Annotated in this window: 25 protein-coding genes; 9 read left to right on the top strand and 16 right to left on the bottom strand. The window is 63.7% G+C overall.

The features are described from left to right. On the top strand, positions 1-721 hold a 721-nt coding region (locus tag VGH68_RS24815; protein WP_331606356.1), incomplete at its 5' end, for an ATPase domain-containing protein. Continuing rightward, positions 708-2,771 carry an ATP-binding protein gene (locus VGH68_RS24810; protein WP_331606355.1) on the top strand — a complete coding sequence of 688 codons (2,064 nt, stop codon included), beginning with the start codon at positions 708-710 and terminating at the stop codon, positions 2,769-2,771. The genes VGH68_RS24815 and VGH68_RS24810, both read left to right, overlap by 14 nt. Positions 2,772-2,870: 99 nt before the next feature. On the opposite strand, the gene VGH68_RS24805 is transcribed toward VGH68_RS24810, so the two are convergent. The 16 genes from VGH68_RS24805 to upp form a co-directional block, all read right to left on the bottom strand. Next, positions 2,871-3,095 carry a hypothetical protein gene (locus VGH68_RS24805; RefSeq protein WP_331606354.1) on the bottom strand — a complete coding sequence of 75 codons (225 nt, stop codon included), beginning with the start codon at positions 3,093-3,095 and terminating at the stop codon, positions 2,871-2,873. Positions 3,096-3,370: 275 nt separating this feature from the next. Beyond that, positions 3,371-3,574 carry a cold-shock protein gene (locus tag VGH68_RS24800; protein WP_331606353.1) on the bottom strand — a complete coding sequence of 68 codons (204 nt, stop codon included), beginning with the start codon at positions 3,572-3,574 and terminating at the stop codon, positions 3,371-3,373. A 348-nt stretch (positions 3,575-3,922) separates the two neighbouring features. Next, positions 3,923-4,288: a DUF4760 domain-containing protein gene (locus tag VGH68_RS24795; protein ID WP_331606352.1), complete on the bottom strand. Its 366-nt coding sequence runs from the start codon at positions 4,286-4,288 to the stop codon at positions 3,923-3,925. Between the two features lie 289 nt (positions 4,289-4,577). Beyond that, the gene (locus VGH68_RS24790) at positions 4,578-4,973 is read right to left on the bottom strand and encodes a hypothetical protein (protein WP_331606351.1); all 396 of its coding nucleotides are present in this window, start codon (positions 4,971-4,973) and stop codon (positions 4,578-4,580) included. Between the two features lie 307 nt (positions 4,974-5,280). Continuing rightward, positions 5,281-5,892 carry a tyrosine-type recombinase/integrase gene (locus VGH68_RS24785; RefSeq protein WP_331606350.1) on the bottom strand — a complete coding sequence of 204 codons (612 nt, stop codon included), beginning with the start codon at positions 5,890-5,892 and terminating at the stop codon, positions 5,281-5,283. Next, positions 5,892-6,026: a hypothetical protein gene (locus VGH68_RS24780; RefSeq protein ID WP_331606349.1), complete on the bottom strand. Its 135-nt coding sequence runs from the start codon at positions 6,024-6,026 to the stop codon at positions 5,892-5,894. The genes VGH68_RS24785 and VGH68_RS24780 overlap by 1 nt, the downstream gene beginning before the upstream one ends. 43 nt (positions 6,027-6,069) lie before the next feature. Next, entirely contained in the window at positions 6,070-6,480 is a 411-nt protein-coding gene (locus tag VGH68_RS24775) for an Arm DNA-binding domain-containing protein (protein ID WP_331606358.1), read from the bottom strand. 190 nt (positions 6,481-6,670) lie between these two features. Then, entirely contained in the window at positions 6,671-8,140 is a 1,470-nt protein-coding gene (gene rng, locus VGH68_RS24770; protein ID WP_331606348.1) for a ribonuclease G, read from the bottom strand. 9 nt (positions 8,141-8,149) lie between these two features. After that, positions 8,150-8,779 carry a Maf family protein gene (locus VGH68_RS24765; RefSeq protein WP_331606347.1) on the bottom strand — a complete coding sequence of 210 codons (630 nt, stop codon included), beginning with the start codon at positions 8,777-8,779 and terminating at the stop codon, positions 8,150-8,152. Between the two features lie 215 nt (positions 8,780-8,994). After that, positions 8,995-9,465, bottom strand: a complete 471-nt coding sequence (rlmH, locus tag VGH68_RS24760) for a 23S rRNA (pseudouridine(1915)-N(3))-methyltransferase RlmH (RefSeq protein ID WP_331606346.1) — start codon at positions 9,463-9,465, stop codon at positions 8,995-8,997. Positions 9,466-9,489: 24 nt separating this feature from the next. Then, the gene (gene rsfS, locus VGH68_RS24755) at positions 9,490-9,942 is read right to left on the bottom strand and encodes a ribosome silencing factor (RefSeq protein ID WP_331606345.1); all 453 of its coding nucleotides are present in this window, start codon (positions 9,940-9,942) and stop codon (positions 9,490-9,492) included. A 4-nt stretch (positions 9,943-9,946) separates the two neighbouring features. Further along, positions 9,947-10,663: a nicotinate-nucleotide adenylyltransferase gene (locus VGH68_RS24750; RefSeq protein ID WP_331606357.1), complete on the bottom strand. Its 717-nt coding sequence runs from the start codon at positions 10,661-10,663 to the stop codon at positions 9,947-9,949. A gap of 44 nt (positions 10,664-10,707) precedes the next feature. After that, positions 10,708-11,631, bottom strand: a complete 924-nt coding sequence (gene hemF, locus VGH68_RS24745) for an oxygen-dependent coproporphyrinogen oxidase (protein ID WP_331606344.1) — start codon at positions 11,629-11,631, stop codon at positions 10,708-10,710. A gap of 326 nt (positions 11,632-11,957) precedes the next feature. Continuing rightward, on the bottom strand, positions 11,958-13,244 hold the full coding sequence (purD, locus tag VGH68_RS24740; RefSeq protein WP_331606343.1) for a phosphoribosylamine--glycine ligase: 1,287 nt from the start codon (positions 13,242-13,244) through the stop codon (positions 11,958-11,960). A gap of 145 nt (positions 13,245-13,389) precedes the next feature. Continuing rightward, positions 13,390-14,118, bottom strand: coding sequence for a YebC/PmpR family DNA-binding transcriptional regulator (locus VGH68_RS24735; RefSeq protein ID WP_331606342.1), 729 nt, complete (start codon positions 14,116-14,118; stop codon positions 13,390-13,392). 627 nt (positions 14,119-14,745) lie between these two features. Next, positions 14,746-15,396 (bottom strand): uracil phosphoribosyltransferase, encoded by a 651-nt coding sequence (upp, locus tag VGH68_RS24730; RefSeq protein WP_331606341.1) that lies wholly within the window; start codon positions 15,394-15,396, stop codon positions 14,746-14,748. Between the two features lie 247 nt (positions 15,397-15,643). Here upp and VGH68_RS24725 point away from each other — a divergent pair, with 247 nt between their 5' ends. The 7 genes from VGH68_RS24725 (at position 15,644) to kdpB (ending at position 22,306) form a co-directional block, all read left to right on the top strand. Next, complete coding sequence (locus VGH68_RS24725) at positions 15,644-16,423, top strand: SDR family oxidoreductase (protein ID WP_331606340.1); 780 nt, start codon at positions 15,644-15,646, stop codon at positions 16,421-16,423. A 61-nt stretch (positions 16,424-16,484) separates the two neighbouring features. Continuing rightward, positions 16,485-16,871, top strand: coding sequence for a methylglyoxal synthase (locus tag VGH68_RS24720; protein WP_331606339.1), 387 nt, complete (start codon positions 16,485-16,487; stop codon positions 16,869-16,871). Positions 16,872-16,930: 59 nt separating this feature from the next. After that, positions 16,931-17,905: a quinone oxidoreductase gene (locus tag VGH68_RS24715; RefSeq protein WP_331606338.1), complete on the top strand. Its 975-nt coding sequence runs from the start codon at positions 16,931-16,933 to the stop codon at positions 17,903-17,905. 187 nt (positions 17,906-18,092) lie between these two features. Next, entirely contained in the window at positions 18,093-18,203 is a 111-nt protein-coding gene (locus VGH68_RS24710; protein WP_331606337.1) for a potassium ABC transporter ATPase, read from the top strand. Then, on the top strand, positions 18,203-18,295 hold the full coding sequence (kdpF, locus tag VGH68_RS24705) for a K(+)-transporting ATPase subunit F (protein ID WP_233829071.1): 93 nt from the start codon (positions 18,203-18,205) through the stop codon (positions 18,293-18,295). The genes VGH68_RS24710 and kdpF overlap by 1 nt, the downstream gene beginning before the upstream one ends. After that, positions 18,292-20,097: a potassium-transporting ATPase subunit KdpA gene (kdpA, locus tag VGH68_RS24700; RefSeq protein WP_331606336.1), complete on the top strand. Its 1,806-nt coding sequence runs from the start codon at positions 18,292-18,294 to the stop codon at positions 20,095-20,097. Before kdpF ends, kdpA begins: the two co-directional genes overlap by 4 nt. Before the next feature lie 124 nt (positions 20,098-20,221). After that, a complete protein-coding gene (kdpB, locus tag VGH68_RS24695) occupies positions 20,222-22,306 on the top strand; it encodes a potassium-transporting ATPase subunit KdpB (RefSeq protein ID WP_331606335.1) in 2,085 nt (694 codons plus the stop codon). The last annotated feature ends 29 nt before the right edge of the window (positions 22,307-22,335 follow it).

Raw genomic sequence — 22,335 nt, 5'->3', positions numbered from 1 at the left:
CGGCGGTGGCGTCGAGCAGGGCTCGAGCACGCTTATCCTGGGCCCAGCGGGCACGGGCAAGAGTCTTTTTTCGCTGCAATTCGTTGCGGCCGCTATCAAGCGTGGCGAGAAGGCTGCGCTGTTCGTATTCGACGAGGAACTGGGACTGCTCTACGACCGGATGCGCGCGATGGGGTTCGACTTCGAAGCCATGCGCGATGGCGGCGGTCTGCATATCGAACAGGTCGATGCAGCCGAACTGTCACCGGGAGAATTCGCCCATCGCGTGCGTGCTTCAGTCGATTCCGCGCAGGCAAAAACCGTCGTCATCGACAGTCTGAACGGCTATCAGGCGGCGATGCCGCAGGAGAATTCACTGATCCTGCACGTCCATGAACTGCTGCAGTATCTGAATCGCCAAGGTGCCAACACCTTCCTGACCGTTGCGCAGCACGGGCTGGTTGGCGACATGAAAGCACCGGTTGACGTGACCTATCTCGCGGACACGGTCATTCTGCTGCGCTATTTCGAAGCGCTGGGTCGCGTGCGTCGCGCGGTCTCTGTCATCAAGAAGCGCACGGGTTACCACGAAGAGTCGATCCGCGAATTCCGGATCGGCAACGCCGGACTGGTGGTCGGCGCGCCTCTGGACGATTTCCAGGGCGTACTTCGCGGCGTGCCGATCTTCGCTGGCAAGGGCGCGCTGCTCCAGCAAAACGCGGGCGCTGATGGCGATGCCTGATCACCACGTCTGTCCGGTGCTGCTGCTCGCGCCGTCCGGGCGGGATGCCGCTGTCGCTGCCGCATTGCTGCGCGAGGTCGACACTGCGTCGTTTGCCTGCAACGACGTGCACGGATTGGCAGCACGGCTGGATGATTCGATCTGTTGCGCCGTGGCCACCGAGGAGGCGCTGGTCATGGCCGACCTGCATGCGCTGTCTCAGTGGGTCGCCTCTCAACCGGCGTGGTCCGACTTTCCGTTTATCGTGCTGACCAGGCGCGCGGGTGCGGTGGACCGCAATCTGATGGTGAGACGACTGACGGCGGCGCTGGGCAATGTGACTTTCATCGAGCGGCCATTTCATCCAACGACGTTCGTCAGCGTGATTGGTACCGCGGTGCGCGGCCGGCATCGGCAGTTCGAGGCGCGCTCACGGATCGAACAGCTGCATGAAGGCGAGGCACGCTTGCATACGGCGCTGACTGCCGGTCAGCTTGGCTCGTGGGAACTGGACCTCGACACGGGAACCTTGACCACCTCGAGCACTTGCCGCGCGATCTTCGGTCGCGGCGAAGACGACAGTTTCACGTACCCGGAACTGGTGGCGAGCGTCCATCCCGACGACCGCGCACGGATGCAGCAGGCCGTGAAGACGAGCGTCGAAACGGGCGCTGACTACGCGATTGAATATCGGAACGTCTGGCCCAGCGCAATCGTGCACTGGGTCGATGTCCGGGCGCGTGTGCTGTACGACGACACCGGCAGGGCGGACAGGCTGGTAGGCGTGTTCTCCGATATCACGGCGCGCAAGGAATCCGAAGGCGCGCTGCGTCGTGTCAACGAATCCCTCGAGGCTAAAGTGCTGGAGCGCACGGCGGAGCTTCGGGATGCACACCGGATCGTCCTTGATGAAATCCGGCAGCGTGAGCGCACCGAAGAACTGCTGCGGCAGATCCAGAAGCTGGAAATGGTCGGTCAGTTGTCGGGCGGGATCGCGCATGATTTCAACAATCTGCTGATGGCGATCATGGCCAATCTCGAACTCGCCCGCAAGGAAGCATCGGCTCATGCCAGACTGAGCACGCTTCTCGATGGAGCGCTGCGCGGCGCGCAGCGCGGAGCGGTACTCACGCAGCGGCTGCTCGCGTTCGCGCGCCAGCAGGATCTGAAGGTCGAACCCGTGCACATGTCCACGCTGGTTCACGGCATGGTCAATTTGCTGGAGCGTTCAATTGGTTCCGCTATTGAACTGCGGATCGAATGTATTCCGCTTCTGCCGTCGACACTCGCTGATGCCAATCAGGTCGAACTGGCGATCCTCAATCTCGCGGTCAATGCGCGAGACGCCATGCCCGACGGCGGTACGTTGACCATCAACATCGACACTGTCCGATCTTCCGGCGCGAAGGAACTGGCGGCAGGGGAGTACGTACGCGTCACGGTCAGCGACACCGGCTGCGGCATGGATGCGGCGACGCTTGCCAAAGCGACGGAGCCGTTCTTCACGACCAAGGAGATTGGTAAAGGCACCGGGCTCGGCCTTTCGATGATTCACGGCCTTGCACGCCAACTCAACGGCGCATTACGGATCGAAAGTGCCGTCGGTCACGGCACGCAGGCGTCGCTGTGGTTGCCCGTGAGCTGGCGCGACACCGACATGCCTGCTGCGAATTCCACAGCGGATGTCGTTACGCCATCCGCCGCGGAAACAGAAGTTCGTGGAGTGATACTGCTGGTTGACGACGATCCGCTGATCGCGACAAGCACGCACTACCTGCTGGAAGATCTTGGTCTTGAAGTGATTGAAACCGATTCGGGTGCGGCCGCTCTGGAGATTCTGAGAAATGGCCAGCCCATCGATCTGCTCCTGACCGACTACGTGATGCCAAAGATGACGGGCGTCGAACTGGCCGAAGCGGCCAGGGCGCTGCGGCCGGGCCTGCCAGTCATTCTTGCGACCGGCTATGCGGAACTGCCGGAGGGCGTGGAAAACGGCATCCCGCGGCTGCGCAAGCCGTACCAGCAAAGTCAGTTGATTGCCGAACTCGGCAAAGCGCTGCTGCGCCGTTAAAAGCAATGCGCGAGGAGTATGGGTATCGGGATAGCGGTTGGTATTGCAACCGCGCTGGCGCCTGCGCTTGGTCGAGTCTTTCCGACCGTAGCGTCGTCTTTAACCGCGTGTGTCGACCCAGGTGCGTGCCCACTGAGTCGAGTGCTGCAATGCCTGCGCTTCACTCTTGAAGTAGTCGAGCGAATAGAAGCAGTAGCGGCCTTCGGCGCGCCCGCTATCGATGCGTTCGAGCAGCAGGTTGGATGAAAAGCTACCGTCGGGCAAACGATGCGCCGAGGATTGGACGGCATAGCCGTTGTATTGTTGAGTTTGCTTGTTCTGCATTTTAATTTTAATGATATTTGAGTGCGCTCGTGCCTTGCGAAAAGCGCACGGGTCCGCCGATTTGAAGCATTCGAGCCGGATTTGATGCGGTCGGAAAGCGAGAAATGGCGTTGAAGCCCGAGGGCGGAATGAGGCGCAGCGGCGCGTATTGCGCTTGGCGAACTGCTCGATAACCGATGCGAATCAGGAGCGGTCGCGCCAACCGAGGGAGACAAAGCTCCGCGAGGGGGTTGCTGCAACCCGGCATCCCTGGCGGGAGGCCGGGCCCTTCAACTTTAGATCGGCTGGATGTTAGCCGCTTGCAGGCCCTTGGGGCCTTGCTTCGTTTCGAAGCTCACCTTCTGATTTTCAGCCAGCGTCTTGAAGCCATCGCCCCTGATTTCGGAAAAGTGAGCGAACAGGTCGTCGCCGCCCTTGTCCGGGGTGATGAAGCCAAAGCCTTTGCTGTCGTTGAACCACTTAACGGTGCCGGTATCCATAAGAATCCCTGAGTAAAAAAAACGAAGATTTGCTCTGTGAAAGAGTGCGTGAAGCTTCAAGGAGGGAGAGGACAACGAATACCGCTGAGTAGCGAGCAATTGATGAACAGCAATCGAACTTCTTGAACTTCGAACGGCACATTACGCGCCAAGTGGCGCAGCGTCAATACTTATCTTGTAACGGTGTCGCCAGCGGCCGTGCCGCAGGCGACGGGATGCGGCCGAGCCTGCACTGCGCGCCCTTGCCAGGCGTGCCGGACAGGTTAGTTTGCCGCACCGCTACAGCCGCACGCACCGGACAGAGGTGTGCTTGTGCTATCCAGGAACCAATGGCGATTGCTGCCATGGTCATTCTGGAGTTAGAGCCGCTTCGCACCGGAGAAAGTCATCGATCTGTTTAGGCGTGCGGTGTGGGGTTCCGCCTGTTTCCCGTGGTTCGCGGACCGCGAGGGCCTGAAAGAGCTCTTCGAGTTTCGAATACAGATCAGGCGCATCGTCTTCAATACGCCAACGCGCACGACGCGATGAAGTTTTCTGACAGTACGGCACGAGCCACCCCTCGAAGAATTCATACACTGCATCTAGGTCTATCGCGCGCCGGGACACGAGGAACCCGATTTGATCGAGGAAATCGAGCAAATCGCCCACGGCATCAGCATTGGTGTCTTCGCTTGCCTGCAACGCACGGGCCGCAGCCGCTCTTGTCTTTCGCATCTGGGGCGAGTCGAACCGCTCCTAAAGCGTCAGGATGAGATCGATACGCATGGTGTACCGTGCTCGGTTCGCTTGCCACGCGAAGACGCTGCGAGCGACAGCAGATACCTTTTCCAAGCGATGCACAGGTGGGCCACGACGGTTTGCAATGCCTTGCAAGAGGCGCGTGTCATGTTGTCGTCCTATGCTGATTGCGGGTGGGTGCTTGAACGTTAGCCTGTTTGTCACCGTAACTGGTCTGATCGAGAGACGGCGGTACGCAATGCGCCAGCCCTTCGCCGCGCCGGGTTCAGTCAATTTCCTGCAAACTCTGGCATAGCGCGACGACTTCCGCGCCGACAGACGGCTCCAGTACGAACAGGATGGACTGCTTTTCGGCAACGGTCGCGGCGATCGTCTGGGCCTTCTCGTTTGTCATCGAGGCTCGATAGTCGTGCTGGCTGTTCGCCCAATTCACATAGGTGCGGATCTCGTCAGGAGTGAACGTGTGCGACGGCGAGATCAGCAGTCGCGACACAACATTTTGTTGATTAAAATCATTGACGCGCACGGCGGTGACCTTGGAAAACATCAGCTTCGGTGTCGATCCGTCGACGCACGCGAAACTGAGCAGGAGCGCTGCATCAGCGCGAGAGTATGCACAGCCGACGAGCTCGGCGTCGTGGTAGTTGTATCGGGTTTTCATGATGACCAAGTACGGGTGTAGGTGCGATCGCTGGATGGATAATCGTGCAACCGGGTATCAAGGGAGCGGCGAAAATCGCACGCCCGGGCCGCGAATGGGGAAGGGGCCGCCACCGTCTTCCCAGTTGTGTGCGTGTGGAACGCCCTGTCCGTGGTCGTGATCGAAATCAAAATCGACGACAGGAAAACCGCCCTGGCCGTACATGCGCATTTGGCCGCTGCCCGGATTCGTGAACTAGCTTCCGGCCGTGCCCATGATGGGTGTCAGGTTGCCAGCGAGGTTCATCGAGTCGCCTGACAGCGCCTCTTCAGCATATTCGAAAGGCTGCGCATCGGCGAAGGGTGTGGCAACGGGCGTCGCGATAGTGCCATCGGGCAGCACGTCGCCTGGTTTGGCAAACCATATCGCGGAGGCCATCCTCAGCGGGAAGCCGTGGCAACGCAGGGGGAGATGCGCCAGTGCCGCGCGCCATCCTGGCCGTGCCCCTGAATAGCTGGGATGGCGTGAACGTGATCGAACGCGGCCGGGGCTCGTTGCTGCTACGGCTGCCCGCCCCCGAGGAGCGGCGCTGCTCGATGACGGCGATCACCTTGCCCGATTGCACTGCACTTTTCAGGACGGTCGTCGGGTCATCGTCCGCCGTACCAAGCCGGTGAGACTGGATGGAACTCAACGCATCGCGGCGCGCCAGGCGCTCGAACCATTCAACGACGATCGGGGCAAGGGGGATATCCATCGCGGGCCCGGCCTTGCTCGCCGGGATATGCCAACGCGCCGCGTCGAGAAACACATCGGCCTGCTGCGCGGTGAACAACTCGGAAGCGCGAACACCCGTTGCAAGCAGGATGCAGACAGAAAAGCGGTTTTCCTCGCTCATCGCGGCATTGGTCAGGACGTGGATTTCTTCGTCGGTCAGCATCAGCTGCTACGCACTTCCGGCCGCTTGCCGATGATCGCCTCAAGCTGGATGCCGGCACACGGGCTGGCCACGATGACCTTTTTACCCGTCGCGTGTTTGAACACTCCGCGCAGCACGCACCACAGCGTAAACAATTCGACCCATCCGGCCTTTACGCGCTCGATCTGTGCGACGACATCAGCCGGGGGCGACCGATTGAACGGACATAGCGCCCATGCCGTTCTCAATACGCTTCAGGTTCCGTTCATAGCTGCGCTGTGTGCTGTCGGCCATCTCGCACAGCACGAGGGCGCGATAGTCCCGGATAAGCTCGCGCATGGTCCAGTCTCGCCGCGTTTTGACCTTGCGCACTTCGTCGGCCGGGTTCGTGCCGTCGACAACCGCCAGGCGCTTTTTGCTCGCGCTCAATCGGGCAGCCGACAGCGTCATATCGGGGTATCGCCCGAGCGTCACTTCCTGTCGCCGGCCGCCGTGCCTGAAGCGTAGAACCGATGTGGCCGCGCCGGCAGCCGACAGAGTGAATGTGAGCCCGCCGCCGTCCGACTTTGCGACAGCCGAACCGGCGCGAATCCACTTGTGGATCTGAATGTCGGTGAGGAGTTTGGTTTGGATCTTCGCTATGTCGATCCTACTTCAGAGTAATGCGCCCCCTAGCTACCCATCAGAGGCGCGCTTCCATTGTACGGCGATCAACGGCGATTAACTTGAATTTCCGAGAAACGCCCGACAGTAAAGGACTTCAGCGGTTTTGAATGAACGTAGATAAACGTCAATTAAGCTACATCAAAACAATATCGTACTGCTCCTGGCTCAGATTCGACTCGACCTGCAGCGACACCGGCTTGCCGATGAAATCGATCAGCATCGCCAGATGCTGCGACTCTTCTTCGAGAAACAGATCGATCACCTGCTGCGATGCGACCACGCGAAACTCACGCGGGTTGAACTGCCGTGACTCGCGCAGAATCTCGCGCAGCACGTCGTAGCACACCGTGCGAGCCGTCTTCACCTGTCCCTTGCCCTGGCAAACCGGACAGGGCTCGCACAGCACGTGCGCGAGCGACTCACGCGTGCGCTTGCGCGTCATCTCGACGAGCCCAAGCTGGGAGAATCCGTTGACCGTCACGCGCGTACGGTCGCGCGACAACGCTTTCTTCAGTTCGCCCAGCACCTGATCGCGGTGCTCGACGTTTTCCATATCGATGAAATCGATGATGATGACGCCGCCCAGGTTGCGCAGCCGCAGTTGCCGCGCGATCGTATGCGCGGCTTCGAGATTGGTCTTGAAGATCGTGTCGTCGAAATTGCGTGCGCCGACATAGCCGCCGGTGTTCACGTCGATCGTCGTCATCGCTTCGGTCTGGTCGATCACGAGATAGCCGCCCGACTTCAGATCCACCCGGCGTGACAGTGCGCGCTGAATTTCGGTCTCGATGTTGTACAGATCGAAAAGCGGCCGCTCGCCGGTGTAGTGGTGCAGCTTCGATGAAACGGCGGGCGTGAATTCTGTCGCGAAATCGACAAGCATCTGAAACGTCTCGCGTGAATCAATCTGGATGCGCGACGTGTCATCGTTGACGAAGTCGCGTAGCACGCGCTGCGCCAGATTCAGATCCTGGTAGAGCAGGCTGGTGGGCGGCATGCGCTGCCCCTGCGATAGGATCGTCGCCCACGTCTTGCGCAGATAGGCGACGTCGGCGGCGAGTTCCTCGCTGCTCGCGTCTTCGGCGATCGTGCGCACGATGTAGCCGCCTTTCTTGTCGGCGGGCAGCACGGCGGTCAGACGCGCGCGCACGGCCTCGCGTTCCGCTTCGCTTTCGATCTTCTGCGAGATGCCGATATGCGGTTCCTGCGGCAGATACACGAGCGTGCGCCCGGCGATGCTCACCTGCGTGGACAGCCGCGCGCCCTTCGTGCCGATCGGATCCTTGACGACCTGCACCATCAGCGTCTGACCTTCGAAGACGATCTTTTCGATCGGCTGATGCGGTGCCTGATGCGCTGCCTCGCCGGCGATGCGCGGATGCCAGATATCGGCCACGTGCAGGAACGCGGCGCGCTCGAGACCGATGTCGATGAACGCGGATTGCATGCCCGGCAGCACCCGCACCACCTTGCCGAGATACACATTGCCGACGCGCCCGCGCGACAGCGTTCGTTCGACGTGAAGTTCCTGGACGGCGCCCTGCTGAACGAACGCTACGCGCGTTTCCTGCGGCGTGACATTGATCAGGATTTCTTCATTCATGGTGTTGTTCTAGAAGTCGATGCGCGCTGCGCGCAGGAGGGCAGCGGTTTCAAAAAGCGGCAAACCCATGATACCCGAATAGGACCCGTCGATATGCTCGATAAACTCCGCCGCGCGGCCCTGCACGCCATAGGCGCCGGCTTTGCCGAGCGGTTCGCCGCTGGCCGCGTAGCGACGTAGCACGTCCGCGTGCACCGCAGCAAAACGCACCTTCGACACCGACAGCGCGGCGGGCAGCAACACGCCGTCCGCATCGATCACCGCGACCGCGGTCAGCACTTGGTGCGTGCGGCCCGCGAGCCGGGTGAGCATCGCCACTGCGTCGTCGACATCGACGGGCTTGCCGAGAATCGCGTCGTCGACCGTCACAGTGGTGTCGGCCACGAGGATCGGCCGCGCCGCGTGGCCGCCATCGACGAGCCGTGCGCGCGCCGCATGCGCTTTCGCGATGCATACGCGCTGCACGTAGTCGCGCGCCGGTTCGCCCGGCTGTTCGGCTTCGAGCGCTTCGGCGTCTTCGTCCGGCCGCGGCAGCAACAACTGGAAACGCACGCCGAGCTGTTGCAACAGCTCCTGACGGCGCGGACTTTGCGACGCGAGATAGACGAACGGATGCAGCGAAGCGGAGGACGTGGGCATGAACGGAGTCTCGGGGGAGCGGGATGCGGATGGTGTGAAGGTGGTGAGAACGCTGAACGGCGGATCAGCCTGGACCAGCTCAGTGAGCGAGCGGTGCGGCGCACATCTCGTGAACTGATCGACATGACTTGGCAAACCATACGGCGCAGCACCGCGTCGAGCGCCGCAATACACGCCGGCGAAGCGATGCGTATCGCTGACGCACGCTCGATGCCCTACGCGCGGTGATACGGATGATTTTGAGTAATGGTCCACGCGCGGTAAAGCTGCTCGGCGAGCAGCACGCGCACCATCGCGTGCGGCAGCGTGAGGCTCGAGACGCGCAGCATCATATCGGCCCGCGCCTTCAGCTCGGGATCGAGCCCATCCGCGCCACCGATCAGAAACGCCACGTCGCGCCCGTCCTGCTGCCAGGCCGGCAGCGCGCTCGCGAGCTGCATCGTGGTCCAGTCCTTGCCGCGTTCGTCGAGCGCGACGATGCGCGCGTTCTTCGGCAGCGCGGCTTCGATCTTCTGCCGCTCGGCGGCCATCACGCTTTCGGCCGACCGCCCCGACGAACGTTGCTCGGGTTTGAGCTCGCGCAACTCGATGCGCAGCTCAGGCGGCATGCGCTTCGCGTACTCGTCGAAGCCGGCCGCGATCCAGTCCGGCATCTTGTGGCCGACGGCGAGGATATGCAGTTTCATCGCGAGGAAAACAACGGCACGAGCCTACTTGCGGCGGGCGGTCGTCTTGCGCGCGGGCTTCGCGGCCGGCGCGTCGTCGTCTTCTTCGTCGTCGTCGGCGTCGCTCGCGCGTGCGCCGCCAAACGGATTCGGCGTCGACAGCTTGATGCGCACCGGCTTGTCGCCCCAGATCTCTTCGAGGTTGTAGTACTGGCGCAGCGCTGGCTGCAGGATGTGGACGATCGCGTCGCCGCAATCGACCAGCACCCATTCGCCGATGTCCTCGCCTTCGGTGCTGATGATCTCGCCGCCGGCTTCCTTCACGCCTTCGCGCACGCTCGACGCGAGCGCCTTGGTTTGCCGGTTCGACGTGCCGCTCGCGACGACCACGCGATCGAACAGCGAGGTCAGATGGGTGGTGTTGAACACCTTGATGTCTTGCGCTTTGACGTCTTCGAGAGCGTCGACGATCACGCGCTGCAGTTTGCGAATATCCATGGAGTTATCGGTGGTACAGATGATGTTGAAGAATATAGTCCCACACCGAGGCGGGGACGTGGCTTGCAGCCTGATCCTGCGCTTCGCCGCCCGCTAGTGCGAGCCGCTGGCTCACCTTTTCGCGCAGATGCGCGCGAATGTCGGTGGCCGACACGTTGAATGCAAGTGTCGTGTCGATCAGCAGATGACCACTGGGTGTTGCCTGCAGCACGTCGGCCTCGGCGCGGCGTGCGGCGATTTCCTGCGCGAGCGCGGGCGGGATCGACGTGAGGTCGAAGCCGGGCCGGGTGGCCACGCCGATGTGCGCGAGGTCGAACAGGCGCCGCCAGTCGCGCCACGTGTCCAGATGCACCAGTTGATCGGCGCCCATCAGCAGTGTGATCGACGCGTCGCCGCCTTCGCGTTCGCGCCAGCGTTGCAGTGTTTCGACCGTGTAGGTCGGGCCGTCGTGTTCGATTTCGTCGGTCGCCACGCGCACGGTGACGCCCGGCAGGATGAGCGAGCCGGCGGCGGCGCGTGTCATCGCGAGCCGGTGCTCGGCCGGCGACACGTCCGCCTTTTGCCACGGCTGGCCGGCCGGCAGCAGCACCAGTTCGGTCAGCCGCAACACGTGGGCGAAACGCCGCGCAAGCGCGAGGTGGCCGTCGTGGATGGGGTCGAAAGTGCCACCCAGCAGACCGATCCGGCGAGGCAGGGCAACAGGATGAGCGTTTGGCTTCAGGTGAGGATCCTTTGTCGACGGTAGGCAACCATGGCGCTTGCGCGTCACACCCACTCGCGCGGCACGAGAAAATCGCTGTACAAACGCGCTTCCGGCGTGCCCGGCTCGGGCTGCCAGTTATAGCGCCAGTTCACCACCGGCGGCATCGACATCAGGATCGATTCGGTGCGTCCGCCGCTTTGCAGCCCAAATAGTGTGCCACGGTCGAAGACCAGATTGAATTCGACGTAGCGGCCACGCCGGTACGCCTGGAATTCGCGCTCGGCCTGGCCGTACGGCGTGTCGCGGCGCCGCTCGATGATCGGCAGATAGGCGTTCAGAAAGCCGTCGCCGACGCTTTTGAGCATCGCGAACGATTGCTCGAAATCCGGCTCGCAGAAATCGTCGAAGAAAATGCCGCCGATGCCGCGCGGTTCGTTGCGGTGCTTGAGGAAAAAGTAGTCGTCGCACCAGCGCTTGAAGCGCGGATACAGGTCCGCGCCATACGGATCGAGTGCGTCGCGGCACACGCGATGGAAGTGCCGCGCGTCTTCCTCGTAGCCGTAGTAGGGCGTGAGATCCATGCCGCCGCCGAACCAGAACACCGGCGCTTCGCCTGGCTTCGTCGCGATCAGCAGACGCACGTTCATGTGCACCGTCGGGCAGTGCGGATTGAGCGGGTGCAGCACGAGCGACACGCCCATAGCCTCGAAGCCGCGTCCCGCCAGTTGCGGCCGCGCGGCACTTGCCGAGCCGGGCAGCGCATCGCCCGCAACGTCCGAAAAGCCGATGCCCGCGCGCTCGAAGCACTGGCCGCCTTCGAGGATCCGCGTGAGGCCGCCGCCGCGCAGCGTTTCGCCGGGCGCGCGTTGCCATGCGTCGGTCGCGAACGGCGTGCCGTCGAAGGCGCCGAGCGTGTCCGCGATATGCGATTGCAGGCCTTGCAGCCAGCTGCGCACGGCCTGTGCGTCGTAGCTTGAATTGCTCATGAATGCGGATGCTGGGGCGGCACGCTCGTCGTGCCGCGGGGTTCTTCGGGAGCGCGCCGGCTACGCTCGTACTCGGCGCTCAGCTGGCGCTCAACTGGCGCGTAGCCGGCTTTGCGCATTGCGGGCGCGCGCGATGCCGACGCAAAACGCGGACGTCGGGCGGCGGGCTGCTGGACTAACCACCCGGGTTTGCCCGGATGCCCGCTTGCCAGTTCGCCGCGCCGGGCGCCAAAAACAATGCAGCGCCGGCAGTTTAGCCCAGCGCGGTCTGCCGTCTCGCGCGCTGGGCCCCGCGCCGTATACAAGCGAGCGGGGCAGGCAGGCGCTCAGTGCCTGGCGTCGTGCTTGCGGTTCAGCGCGCGATAGCCGATGTCGCGGCGATACTGCATGCCGTCGAATGAGATCTGGTTGATCGTTTCGTAGGCGGCCGTCTGCGCGCTGCGCACTGAATCCGCGAGACCGACGACGCACAGCACCCGGCCGCCGGAGGTGGTCAGCTTACCGTCGGTCAGCGTGGTGCCGGCGTGGAACGTGACGGCGTGCGCGGTTTCCGCCGGGATGCCGTTGATGCGATCGCCCTTCCTCGGGGTGTCCGGATAATTGTGCGCGGCGAGCACGACGCCGAGCGCGGTGCGGCGATCCCATTCGAGCTCGACGGTATCGAGCGCGCCGGCGATCGCCTGCTCGACCACCTTCGAATAGTCGCCTTTCAGACGCGCCATGATCGGCTGCGTTTCGGGGTCGCCCATCCGGCAGTTGAATTCGAGCGTCTTCGGGTTGCCTTGCGCGTCGATCATCAGGCCCGCGTACAGGAAGCCCGTGTAGCGAATGCCTTCCTTCTCCATACCGCGCACGGTCGGCAGAATGATTTCGCGCATCACGCGTGCGTGCAGTTGCGGCGTGACGATCGGCGCGGGCGAATAGGCGCCCATCCCGCCGGTGTTCGGCCCCTGGTCGCCGTCGAGCAGGCGCTTGTGATCCTGACTCGACGCGAGTGGCAGTACGTGCTTGCCATCGACCATCACGATGAAGCTCGCTTCTTCGCCAGCGAGGAATTCCTCGATGACGACGCGCGCGCCGGCATCGCCGAGCTTGTTGTCCGACAGCATCATGTCGACCGCGGCGTGCGCTTCTTCCAGCGTTTGCGCGACCACCACGCCTTTGCCGGCCGCGAGGCCGTCGGCCTTGATCACGATCGGCGCACCCTTCGCGTCCAGATACGCGTGCGCGGCGGCGACATCGGCGAAGGTTTCGTATTCGGCGGTCGGGATGGCGTGGCGCTTCATGAACGCCTTCGCGAAGTCCTTCGAGCTTTCGAGCTGGGCGGCTTCCCGAGTCGGTCCGAAAATCTTCAGACCACGCGAGCGGAACAGGTTGACGATGCCGGCCGCGAGCGGCCCTTCCGGCCCGACCAGCGTGAAGGCGATCTGTTCTTTTTCGACGAAATCCGCGAGCGCGGCCGGCTCGGTGATGTCGACGTTGCGCAGACGCTCGTCCTGAGCGGTGCCGCCGTTGCCGGGCGCGACGTAGACGAGCTGAACCCGCGGCGATTGCGCGAGCTTCCATGCGAGCGCATGTTCGCGACCGCCGGAACCGACGACGAGTAACTTCATGTGAATCCCCGAGACTTGAAAACCATAAACGGCCGAGCGAAACGCTCAGCCGTGCAATAAACCATCAACGGCAACGACAAACGGCATCTGAACTCCGGCGGCCTGGTGGCGCACACGATGTGCTTCACGCGTTGCCGGCGCACGCTCACTCGTCGGCGATCGACGCGTTCGTATAGACGTCCTGCACGTCATCAAGATTTTCCAGCGCGTCGAGCAGCTTCTGCATCTTGAGCGCGTCGTCGCCGCTGAATTCGACTTCGGTCTGCGGCTTCATCGTGACTTCGGCCAGTTCGGCCTTGAAGCCAGCGGCCTCGAGCGCAGCCTTCACTTTCGAAAAATCGTTCGGCGGGCACAGCACTTCGATGCTGCCATCGTCGTTCGTGACGACGTCGTCGGCGCCGGCTTCGAGCGCGGCTTCCATCAGCGCGTCTTCGGCGGTGCCGGGTGCGAACAGGAACTGGCCGACGTGATCGAACATGAACGACACCGAGCCGTCGGTGCCCATGTTGCCGCCGTTTTTCGAGAATGCGTGACGCACTTCCGCGACCGTGCGGGTGCGGTTGTCGGTCATCGTGTCGACGATCACCGCCGCGCCGCCGATGCCATAGCCTTCGTAGCGGATTTCCTCGTAGTTCGCGCCGTCCGCGCCGCCGACACCGCGCTGGATCGCGCGGTTGATGTTGTCCTTCGGCATGTTGGCGTCGTACGCCTTGTCGACGGCGAGCCGCAAGCGCGGGTTGGAGTCGATTTCGCCGCCGCCCAGCCGGGCCGCGACCTGGATTTCCTTGATGAGCCGCGTCCAGATCTTGCCACGCTTGGCATCGGCCGCTGCTTTCTTATGCTTGATATTGGCCCATTTCGAATGACCCGCCATACTTTTCTCCGTCGCGCGCGCCAGCGGGGCGCACGCATAGTGCAATTGTCGTTGCGAAGCCGGGCGCTTCGCGCGCCTCGATGTCGACCCGCCCGGCACCCGTCTGCCGGTGCCATGCGCTGGTTTGCGGTGGCAGGCTGGCGGTCATCGCCCGTTGCCGTGGGCCGTTGCCGCACCTCGCCGCAGTCCGCTCGCGGCCGGGTAGTGGGTGCCGGGCGCCTTCAGCCTGCTACCGCTCATCTCCACTCGTGGCCGGCTGCGTTGGCCCACGTTCGTTCGTCATTAGCCGCTTTGCGCCAGTTGAATCCCGCCCGGCCGGGCAAGCGAGGCCAAAGCCAGCGGCGCAATGGGACAGGACGGCGCTCCCGCGGCAAACGCGGCGCGGATCGGACAGACGGCGCGTGAACGCGGTGCGCCGGCCGATGCGAGGGGCCGGTGTTGGAGGCCGAGCCGTGGGTCGAGCGGATTCGAATTTTATCACGCCGCGGGTGTGCGGCAGAGCGCGCGGTGGCGCGAAACCGGCCGGAAATGCGATGAAAATCAAGCGGAAATGAAATAGCAGCGGCGCGAACTACGTCCCGCGAACAGCGCGCCGCATCTACACCGGCGCCGCCGCCGCTGGGCACCTCAGTTCTTGGTGCCGAACAGCCGGTCACCCGCATCGCCGAGGCCCGGCACGATGTAAGCGTGCTCGTTCAGCTTCGAATCGAGCGACGCGACATACAGCTTGACGTCGGGGTGCGCGTCCTGGAACACCTGTACCCCTTCGGGCGCGGCAACCAGCGCGAGAAACATGATGTTCTCGCCGGCCACGTTGCGGCGCTTGAGCACGTCGACCGCGTGCACCGCCGAGTAGCCGGTCGCGACCATCGGATCGCACAGGATGAACACGCGGTCTTCGAGGTCCGGCAGCCGCACCAGATATTCGACCGGACGATGATCTTGCGCGCGGTACACGCCGATGTGGCCGACGCGGGCCGACGGCACCAGCTCGAGCAGCCCGTCCGACATGCCGATGCCCGCGCGCAGCACCGGCACGATCGCCAGTTTCTTGCCGGCGATGACCGGCGCGTCGATCTCCACCAGCGGCGTGTGGATGCGCCGCGTGGTCATCGGCAGATTGCGGGTGATCTCGTAGCCCATCAGCAGCGTGATTTCGCGCAGCAGATCGCGGAATGTACGGGTCGACGTGTCCCGGTCGCGCATGTGCGACAGCTTGTGCTGGATCAGCGGGTGATCGAGGATGAATAGATTCGGAAAACGGCTGTCCTGGGTCATGGCGGGCTCGCGCGCGGCGGCAAGGTGGATAGGTTCGGCGCGCAACTGACCGGCCGTGCCGTTCACGCGTGGCGGACGAACGGGCGGCCAGGCGCGCCATCGCGCAAGTTTATCGAAAGAGTGGTCCCGGACGATACCGGAGATTGCAGCGCCCCGGCGGCAGTCCGGCACCGATTCTTCTAGAATCGGGGGAAACTTCGCAACGCCCGCGCGCGCTCGCGCCGGGACCCGACAGGAGGACACACAGATGGACATGGGAATCGCAGGACGTACCGCGCTGGTTTGCGCGGCGAGCAAGGGACTCGGACGCGGCTGCGCGGAAGCGCTCGCCGCCGAAGGCGTCAATCTGACGATCGTCGCGCGCACCGCTGAAACGCTCGAGGCCACTGCCGCGGAGATCCGCAAGCAGAGCGGCGTCGAAGTGAAGACCGTCGCGTGCGACATCACCACGCCCGAAGGCCGCGCCGCCGCGCTCGCCGCGTGCCCGCAGCCGGACATTCTCGTCAACAATGCGGGCGGCCCGCCGCCGGGCGACTTCCGCAATTTCACGCACGACGACTGGATCCGCGCGCTCGAGAGCAACATGCTCACGCCGATCGAGCTGATCCGTCAGACCATCGATTCGATGAGCGCGCGTGGCTATGGGCGCATCGTCAATATCACGAGTTCGGCGGTGAAGGCGCCGATCGACGTGCTGGGACTCTCAAACGGCGCGCGCTCGGGCCTGACCGGCTTCGTCGCGGGCCTCGCGCGCAAGGTCGCGCCGACCGGCGTGACGATCAACAACCTGCTGCCGGGGCTGTTCGACACCGACCGCATCGCGGTCACGTTCGAGGCGCAGGCAAAGTCGCAGAACATTTCCGTCGACGACGCGCGCAAACAGCGCATGAAGACGATCCCGGCCGGACGCTTCGGCAATCGCGACGAATTCGGCCGCGCGTGCGCGTTCCTGTGCAGCGTGCACGCGGGCTACATCACCGGGCAGAACTGGCTGATCGATGGCGGCGCTTATCCGGGCACCTATTGAGCCGCGCGCAAAACTGCCCACTACAACAACGACAATCACACGCTTCGAGGAGTGTCACGTCATGACCCGCATCGCGCTGATCGCGCACGATCACAAGAAGGACGACATCGTCAAACTGGCCGGCGAATACGTCGATACGCTCGCGCGCTGCGAGATCGTCGCGACCGGCACGACCGGCGGACGCATCAGCGACACGCATGGGCTGAAGGTCGAGCGGATGTTGTCCGGTCCGCACGGCGGCGACCTGCAGATCGGCGCGCAACTTGCGGAAGGGCGGGTGGACATGGTGATCTTCCTGCGCGACCCGATGACGCCCCAGCCGCACGAGCCGGATATCAACGCGCTGGTGCGCGCCTGCGACGTGCACAACATTCCGTGCGCGACGAACATCTCGACAGCGCGCATGGTGCTCGACGTGTTGACGCTGCGTATGACGGGCCAGGCCTGACAACGCGCGGGGCAGTTCACCGCTAGCTACCCCATATCGAGAGTGAGCAAGGAGACATGATGGTCAAGGCAATCCGATTCGATAAAACCGGCGGCCCGGAAGTGATGAAATGGGTCGACGTCGAAGTAGGCGAACCCGGCGCGGGCGAGATCCGTATTCGTCAGACGGCAGTCGGTCTGAACTTCATCGACGTGTATTTCCGCACCGGTCTGTATCCGCTGCCGTTGCCGGGCGGGCTCGGCATGGAGGCGGCCGGCGAAGTGAGCGCGGTCGGCCCGGACGTGACGGGGCTCAAGGCCGGCGACCGGGTTGCCTATGTCGCGCGGCCGCCGGGCGCGTATGCGCAGGAGCGCGTGCTGCCGGCGGCGCAGGTCGTCAAGCTGCCCGATGGCGTGACTGACGAGCAGGCGGCGTCGGTGATGCTGCAGGGTCTCACCGCGCAGTATCTGTTGCGCCGCACCTACAAAGTGAAAGCCGGTGACACCATTCTGATTCAGGCCGCGGCGGGCGGCGTCGGTCTGCTGGTGTGCCAGTGGGCGAAGGCGCTCGGCGCGACCGTGATCGGCACCGTCGGCTCTGACGAAAAAGCCGAAATCGCGACAGCGCACGGGTGCGACCACGCGATCGTCTACACGCGCGACAACTTCACCAAACGCGTGCGCGAGATCACCAACGGCGCGGGCGTGCCGGTCGTCTACGATTCGATCGGCCGCGACACCTTCGAAAGGTCACTCGATTGTCTCGCGCCGCTCGGGTTGTTCGTGAGCTTCGGCAATGCGTCGGGCCCGTTGCCGCCGATCGATTCGTCCGAATTCGCGGGACGCGGTTCGTTGTTCTTCACGCGTCCGACGCTGTTTACGTACATGGCCAAACGCAGCGATTACGAAGCGATGTCGGCGGACCTGTTCGACGTGCTCACTTCGGGCAAGGTCAAGACCAGCATCAATCAGCGTTACGCGCTGCCGGACGTCGGCCGCGCGCATGCGGACCTCGAAGGGCGTCGCACGACGGGCTCGACGATCCTGCTGCCGTAACCGGAGCGCGCGCGCCGGCACGCGCACAGATACCTTCCGCAGCTCGCCCAAGGGCCGCGCCATCGCAAGACGGCGCGGCCCTGTCCGTTTACGCGATTTTTATGCGCACCCCACGATCTTTGACCAGGCCTTTAGGTCGATCGGCATACCGTTGCACCTATCCAAAGTCCGTGAATGGAGAACAAAAATGGATGTGCTGTATGTCGGGGGCCTGGTGCTGTTTGCCGTGCTGACCTTCGGATTGATTGGCGGCTGCGAGAAGCTGGTGCAGTTTCGCCGTGGACCGGGAGCGCGTTGATGAACTGGATGATGTGGCTCGCCGGTGCGTCCACCGCGCTGCTGTTTATTTATCTCGTGTATGCGCTGCTGCGCGCGGAGGACATTGAATGAACCCGAACAATGTTCTGCAAGCGAGTCTTTTTATCGTCGCGCTGCTGGCTGCCGCGGTGCCCGTATCGAGGTATATCGGCGCGGTGATGGACGGCAGCTCGCGCGTGCTGCGCGTCGGCGCCCCGTTCGAGCGCTTGCTCTATCGGATCGCCGGTGTCGATTCGTCGGCGGAAATGAACTGGCGGCACTACGCGATCGCGACGATCGCATTCAACGCGTTCGGCGCCTTCTTCCTGTACGTGCTACTGCGCGTGCAGGGCTGGCTGCCGGGCAATCCGCAGCAGTTCGGCCCGATGACGGTCGACGGCGCGTTCAACACGGCCGTCAGCTTCGTCACCAACACCAACTGGCAGGACTACACGCCTGAGCAGACCGTCAGCTATCTGACGCAGATGCTCGGCCTGACCGTGCAGAACTTCCTGTCGGCGGCTACCGGTATCGTCGTCGTGATCGCGCTGATCCGCGGTTTCGCGCGGCATACCGCGCAGACCATCGGCAACTTCTGGGTGGACATCACGCGCGTGACGATGTACGTGCTGATTCCGATGTCGATGATCGTCGCGGCTCTTCTGATGAGTCAGGGCGTGATCCAGAACTTCAAAGCGTATCGGGACGTGCCGACGCTGCAGACCACCACCTATGCGGCGCCGAAGCTCGACGCGCAAGGCAATCCGGTCAAGGACGCGAAGGGCAACCCCGTCACGGTCGACACGCCGGTGACCACGCAAACCATCGCGATGGGTCCGGTCGCGTCGCAGGAAGCGATCAAGATGCTCGGCACCAACGGCGGCGGCTTCTTCAACGGCAACTCCGCGCATCCGTACGAAAACCCGACGCCGTTCTCGAACTTCGTGCAGATCTTGTCGATCCTGCTGATCCCGGCGGCGCTTGCGCTCGTGTTCGGGCGCACGATCGGCGATCGCAAGCAGGGGGTGGCCGTGCTCGCGGCGATGACGATCGCGTTCGGCGTGTGCGTGTTCGGCGAAATCAGCGCCGAGCAGTCCGGCAATCCGGCGTTCGCCGCGCTCAACATCGATCAGTCGGCGAATGCGCTGCAATCGGGCGGCAATGCGGAAGGCAAGGAAACGCGCTTCGGCATCGCGCAGTCGGGCATCTTCACGGTCGCGACGACGGCGGCTTCATGCGGCGCGGTCGCCAACACCCACGACTCCCTGACGCCGATCGGCGGCCTGTATCCGATGCTGTTGATGCAACTCGGCGAAGTGATCTTCGGCGGGGTCGGCTCCGGCATGTACGGGATGCTCGTGTTCGCGCTGCTCGCGGTGTTCGTCGCGGGCCTGATGATCGGCCGCACGCCCGAGTACGTCGGCAAGAAGATCGAGGCGTACGAGATGAAGATGGTGTCGATCGTCGTGCTGCTCACGCCGCTGCTGGTGCTGGTCGGCACGTCGATCGCGGTGCTCACCGACGCCGGCAAGGCCGGCATCGCGAACCCGGGCGCGCACGGCTTCTCCGAAATCCTCTATGCGTTCAGCTCGGCCGCCAACAACAACGGCAGTGCGTTCGCGGGTCTCACGGTGAACACGCCGTTCTACAACGGGCTCACCGCTATCGCGATGTGGTTCGGCCGCTTCGGCACGATCGTGCCGGTGCTCGCGATCGCCGGCTCGCTCGCCGCGAAAAAGCGCATCGGCGCGACCGGCGGCACGTTGCCGACGCATGGGCCGCTGTTCGTCGTGCTGCTGCTCGGCACGGTGCTGCTGGTCGGTGCGCTGACGTATGTGCCGGCGCTTGCGCTCGGTCCGGGCGTCGAGCATCTGATCATGATGGGCGCGCATTGACGCGGCCCGTTTGAACCCGCGACTGACACGTCAAAAGCGTAGTTGAAAAAGCGCGCGCCGGCGGCGGATGCCGGGCAAGGCCAGGCAAAACCGCGGCGCGCGTACAGCGATATTCGAGGATTCAATGACTGAACATAACGCTACGAGGTCCATGTTCGACCCGGCGCTGCTGCGCCCGGCCATCGTGGACTCCTTTAAAAAGCTCACGCCGCGCACGCAATTTCGGAATCCGGTGATGTTCTGCGTGTACGTCGGCAGCATTCTGACCACGATTCTGTGGATCGCCGCGCTCGGCGGCCAGGCCGAGGCGCCCGCGGGCTTCATTCTCGCGGTCACGCTGTGGCTGTGGTTCACGGTGCTGTTCGCGAACTTCGCGGAAGCGCTCGCCGAGGGCCGCTCGAAGGCTCAGGCGGCGTCGCTGCGCAGCGCGAAGAAAGACGTGATGGCCAAGAAGCTGAACGAGCCGCATCCGAAGTCGCCGATCCGCATCCTGACGGCGTCCGATCTGCGTCGCGGCGACGTCGTGCTGGTCGAGACCGGCGACGTGATCCCGGCCGACGGCGACGTGATCGACGGCGTCGCGTCGGTCGACGAATCGGCGATTACCGGTGAATCCGCGCCGGTGATCCGCGAGTCGGGCGGCGACTTTTCGTCGGTGACGGGCGGCACGCGCGTGCTGTCGGACTGGATCGTCGTGCGGGTGACCGCGAATCCGGGTGAGGCGTTTCTCGACCGGATGATCGCGATGGTCGAAGGCGCGAAGCGTCAGAAAACGCCGAACGAAATCGCGCTGACCATCCTGCTGGTCGCGCTGACGATCGTGATGCTGTTCGCTACCGCGACGCTGCTGCCGTTCTCGATGTTCTCGGTCGAGGCCGCCAAGGCTGGCCACGTGGTGACGATCACCGCGCTGGTCGCGCTGCTCGTGTGCCTGATTCCGACCACGATCGGCGGCCTGCTGTCGGCGATCGGCGTGGCCGGCATGAGCCGCATGATGCAGGCCAACGTGATTGCGACTTCGGGCCGCGCGGTCGAAGCGGCCGGCGACGTCGACGTGCTGCTGCTCGACAAGACCGGCACGATCACGCTCGGCAACCGCCAGGCTTCGCAGTTCGTGCCGGCGCCGGGGCTCAGCGAAGAAGCTCTCGCCGATGCCGCGCAACTGTCGTCGCTCGCCGACGAAACGCCGGAAGGCCGCAGCATCGTCGTGCTCGCGAAGCAGCGCTTCAACATCCGTCAGCGCGAGATGTCGTCGCTGCATGCGGTGTTTCTCGCGTTCAGCGCGCAAACGCGCATGAGCGGCGTCGATCTGCCGGACCGCGAGATTCGCAAGGGCGCGGCCAATGCGATCAAGCATTACGTCGAAGCGAACGGCGGGCGGTTTCCGAACGAAGTCGACCACGCGGTCGCGGAAGTCGCGCGGCGTGGCAGCACCCCGCTCGTGGTCGCCGAGAAGGGCGAACGCGGTGCCCGCGTGCTCGGCGTGATCGAGCTGAAGGACATCGTGAAGGGCGGCATCAAGGAGCGTTTTGGCGAATTGCGCAAGATGGGCATCAAGACCGTGATGGTGACGGGCGACAACCGGTTGACCGCGGCGGCGATCGCGGCCGAAGCGGGCGTCGACGATTTCCTCGCCGAGGCGACGCCGGAAACCAAGCTCGCGACGATTCGCGCGCACCAGGCCGAAGGGCGTCTGGTCGCGATGACCGGCGACGGCACCAATGACGCGCCCGCGCTCGCGCAGGCCGACGTCGCGGTCGCGATGAACACCGGCACGCAGGCCGCGAAAGAGGCCGGCAATATGGTCGACCTCGATTCGAACCCGACCAAGCTGATCGAGATCGTCGAGATCGGCAAGCAGATGCTGATGACGCGCGGCTCGCTGACCACGTTCTCGATCGCCAACGACGTTGCCAAGTACTTCGCGATCATCCCGGCCGCGTTCGCGTCGACGTATCCGGCGTTGAATGCGCTGAACGTGATGCATCTGGCCACGCCGGCTTCCGCGATCATGTCGGCGGTGATTTTCAACGCGCTGATCATCGTGCTGCTGATTCCGCTGGCGTTGAAAGGCGTGCGTTACCGCGCGCTAGGCGCGGCGATCCTGTTGCGCCGCAATCTGCTGGTTTATGGCCTGGGCGGGATCATCGTGCCGTTCATCGGCATCAAGCTGATCGATATGGTGCTGTCCGCGTTCGGCTGGGTCTGACGCACCGGAAAGAGCGCACGCTGGCAACA

The sequence above is a fragment of the Paraburkholderia sp. genome (assembly GCF_036488505.1).
GTDB lineage: Bacteria > Pseudomonadota > Gammaproteobacteria > Burkholderiales > Burkholderiaceae > Paraburkholderia.
Note: the sequence above shows the minus strand (reverse complement) of the source record. Positions and strands in the feature narration are given on the sequence as shown.

Excerpts from the sequence above, each read along its gene's own strand:
- VGH68_RS24810 (WP_331606355.1), top strand. The coding sequence starts at position 708 with ATGGCGATGCCTGATCACCACGTCTGTCCGGTGCTGCTGCTCGCGCCG.
- VGH68_RS24805 (WP_331606354.1), bottom strand. The coding sequence starts at position 3,095 with ATGCAGAACAAGCAAACTCAACAATACAACGGCTATGCCGTCCAATCC.
- VGH68_RS24800 (WP_331606353.1), bottom strand. The coding sequence starts at position 3,574 with ATGGATACCGGCACCGTTAAGTGGTTCAACGACAGCAAAGGCTTTGGC.
- VGH68_RS24795 (WP_331606352.1), bottom strand. The coding sequence starts at position 4,288 with ATGCGAAAGACAAGAGCGGCTGCGGCCCGTGCGTTGCAGGCAAGCGAA.
- VGH68_RS24790 (WP_331606351.1), bottom strand. The coding sequence starts at position 4,973 with ATGAAAACCCGATACAACTACCACGACGCCGAGCTCGTCGGCTGTGCA.
- VGH68_RS24785 (WP_331606350.1), bottom strand. The coding sequence starts at position 5,892 with ATGCTGACCGACGAAGAAATCCACGTCCTGACCAATGCCGCGATGAGC.
- rng (WP_331606348.1), bottom strand. The coding sequence starts at position 8,140 with ATGAATGAAGAAATCCTGATCAATGTCACGCCGCAGGAAACGCGCGTA.
- VGH68_RS24765 (WP_331606347.1), bottom strand. The coding sequence starts at position 8,779 with ATGCCCACGTCCTCCGCTTCGCTGCATCCGTTCGTCTATCTCGCGTCG.
- rlmH (WP_331606346.1), bottom strand. The coding sequence starts at position 9,465 with ATGAAACTGCATATCCTCGCCGTCGGCCACAAGATGCCGGACTGGATC.
- rsfS (WP_331606345.1), bottom strand. The coding sequence starts at position 9,942 with ATGGATATTCGCAAACTGCAGCGCGTGATCGTCGACGCTCTCGAAGAC.
- hemF (WP_331606344.1), bottom strand. The coding sequence starts at position 11,631 with ATGAGCAATTCAAGCTACGACGCACAGGCCGTGCGCAGCTGGCTGCAA.
- purD (WP_331606343.1), bottom strand. The coding sequence starts at position 13,244 with ATGAAGTTACTCGTCGTCGGTTCCGGCGGTCGCGAACATGCGCTCGCA.
- VGH68_RS24735 (WP_331606342.1), bottom strand. The coding sequence starts at position 14,118 with ATGGCGGGTCATTCGAAATGGGCCAATATCAAGCATAAGAAAGCAGCG.
- upp (WP_331606341.1), bottom strand. The coding sequence starts at position 15,396 with ATGACCCAGGACAGCCGTTTTCCGAATCTATTCATCCTCGATCACCCG.
- VGH68_RS24725 (WP_331606340.1), top strand. The coding sequence starts at position 15,644 with ATGGACATGGGAATCGCAGGACGTACCGCGCTGGTTTGCGCGGCGAGC.
- VGH68_RS24720 (WP_331606339.1), top strand. The coding sequence starts at position 16,485 with ATGACCCGCATCGCGCTGATCGCGCACGATCACAAGAAGGACGACATC.
- VGH68_RS24715 (WP_331606338.1), top strand. The coding sequence starts at position 16,931 with ATGGTCAAGGCAATCCGATTCGATAAAACCGGCGGCCCGGAAGTGATG.
- VGH68_RS24710 (WP_331606337.1), top strand. The coding sequence starts at position 18,093 with ATGGATGTGCTGTATGTCGGGGGCCTGGTGCTGTTTGCCGTGCTGACC.
- kdpF (WP_233829071.1), top strand. The coding sequence starts at position 18,203 with ATGAACTGGATGATGTGGCTCGCCGGTGCGTCCACCGCGCTGCTGTTT.
- kdpA (WP_331606336.1), top strand. The coding sequence starts at position 18,292 with ATGAACCCGAACAATGTTCTGCAAGCGAGTCTTTTTATCGTCGCGCTG.
- kdpB (WP_331606335.1), top strand. The coding sequence starts at position 20,222 with ATGACTGAACATAACGCTACGAGGTCCATGTTCGACCCGGCGCTGCTG.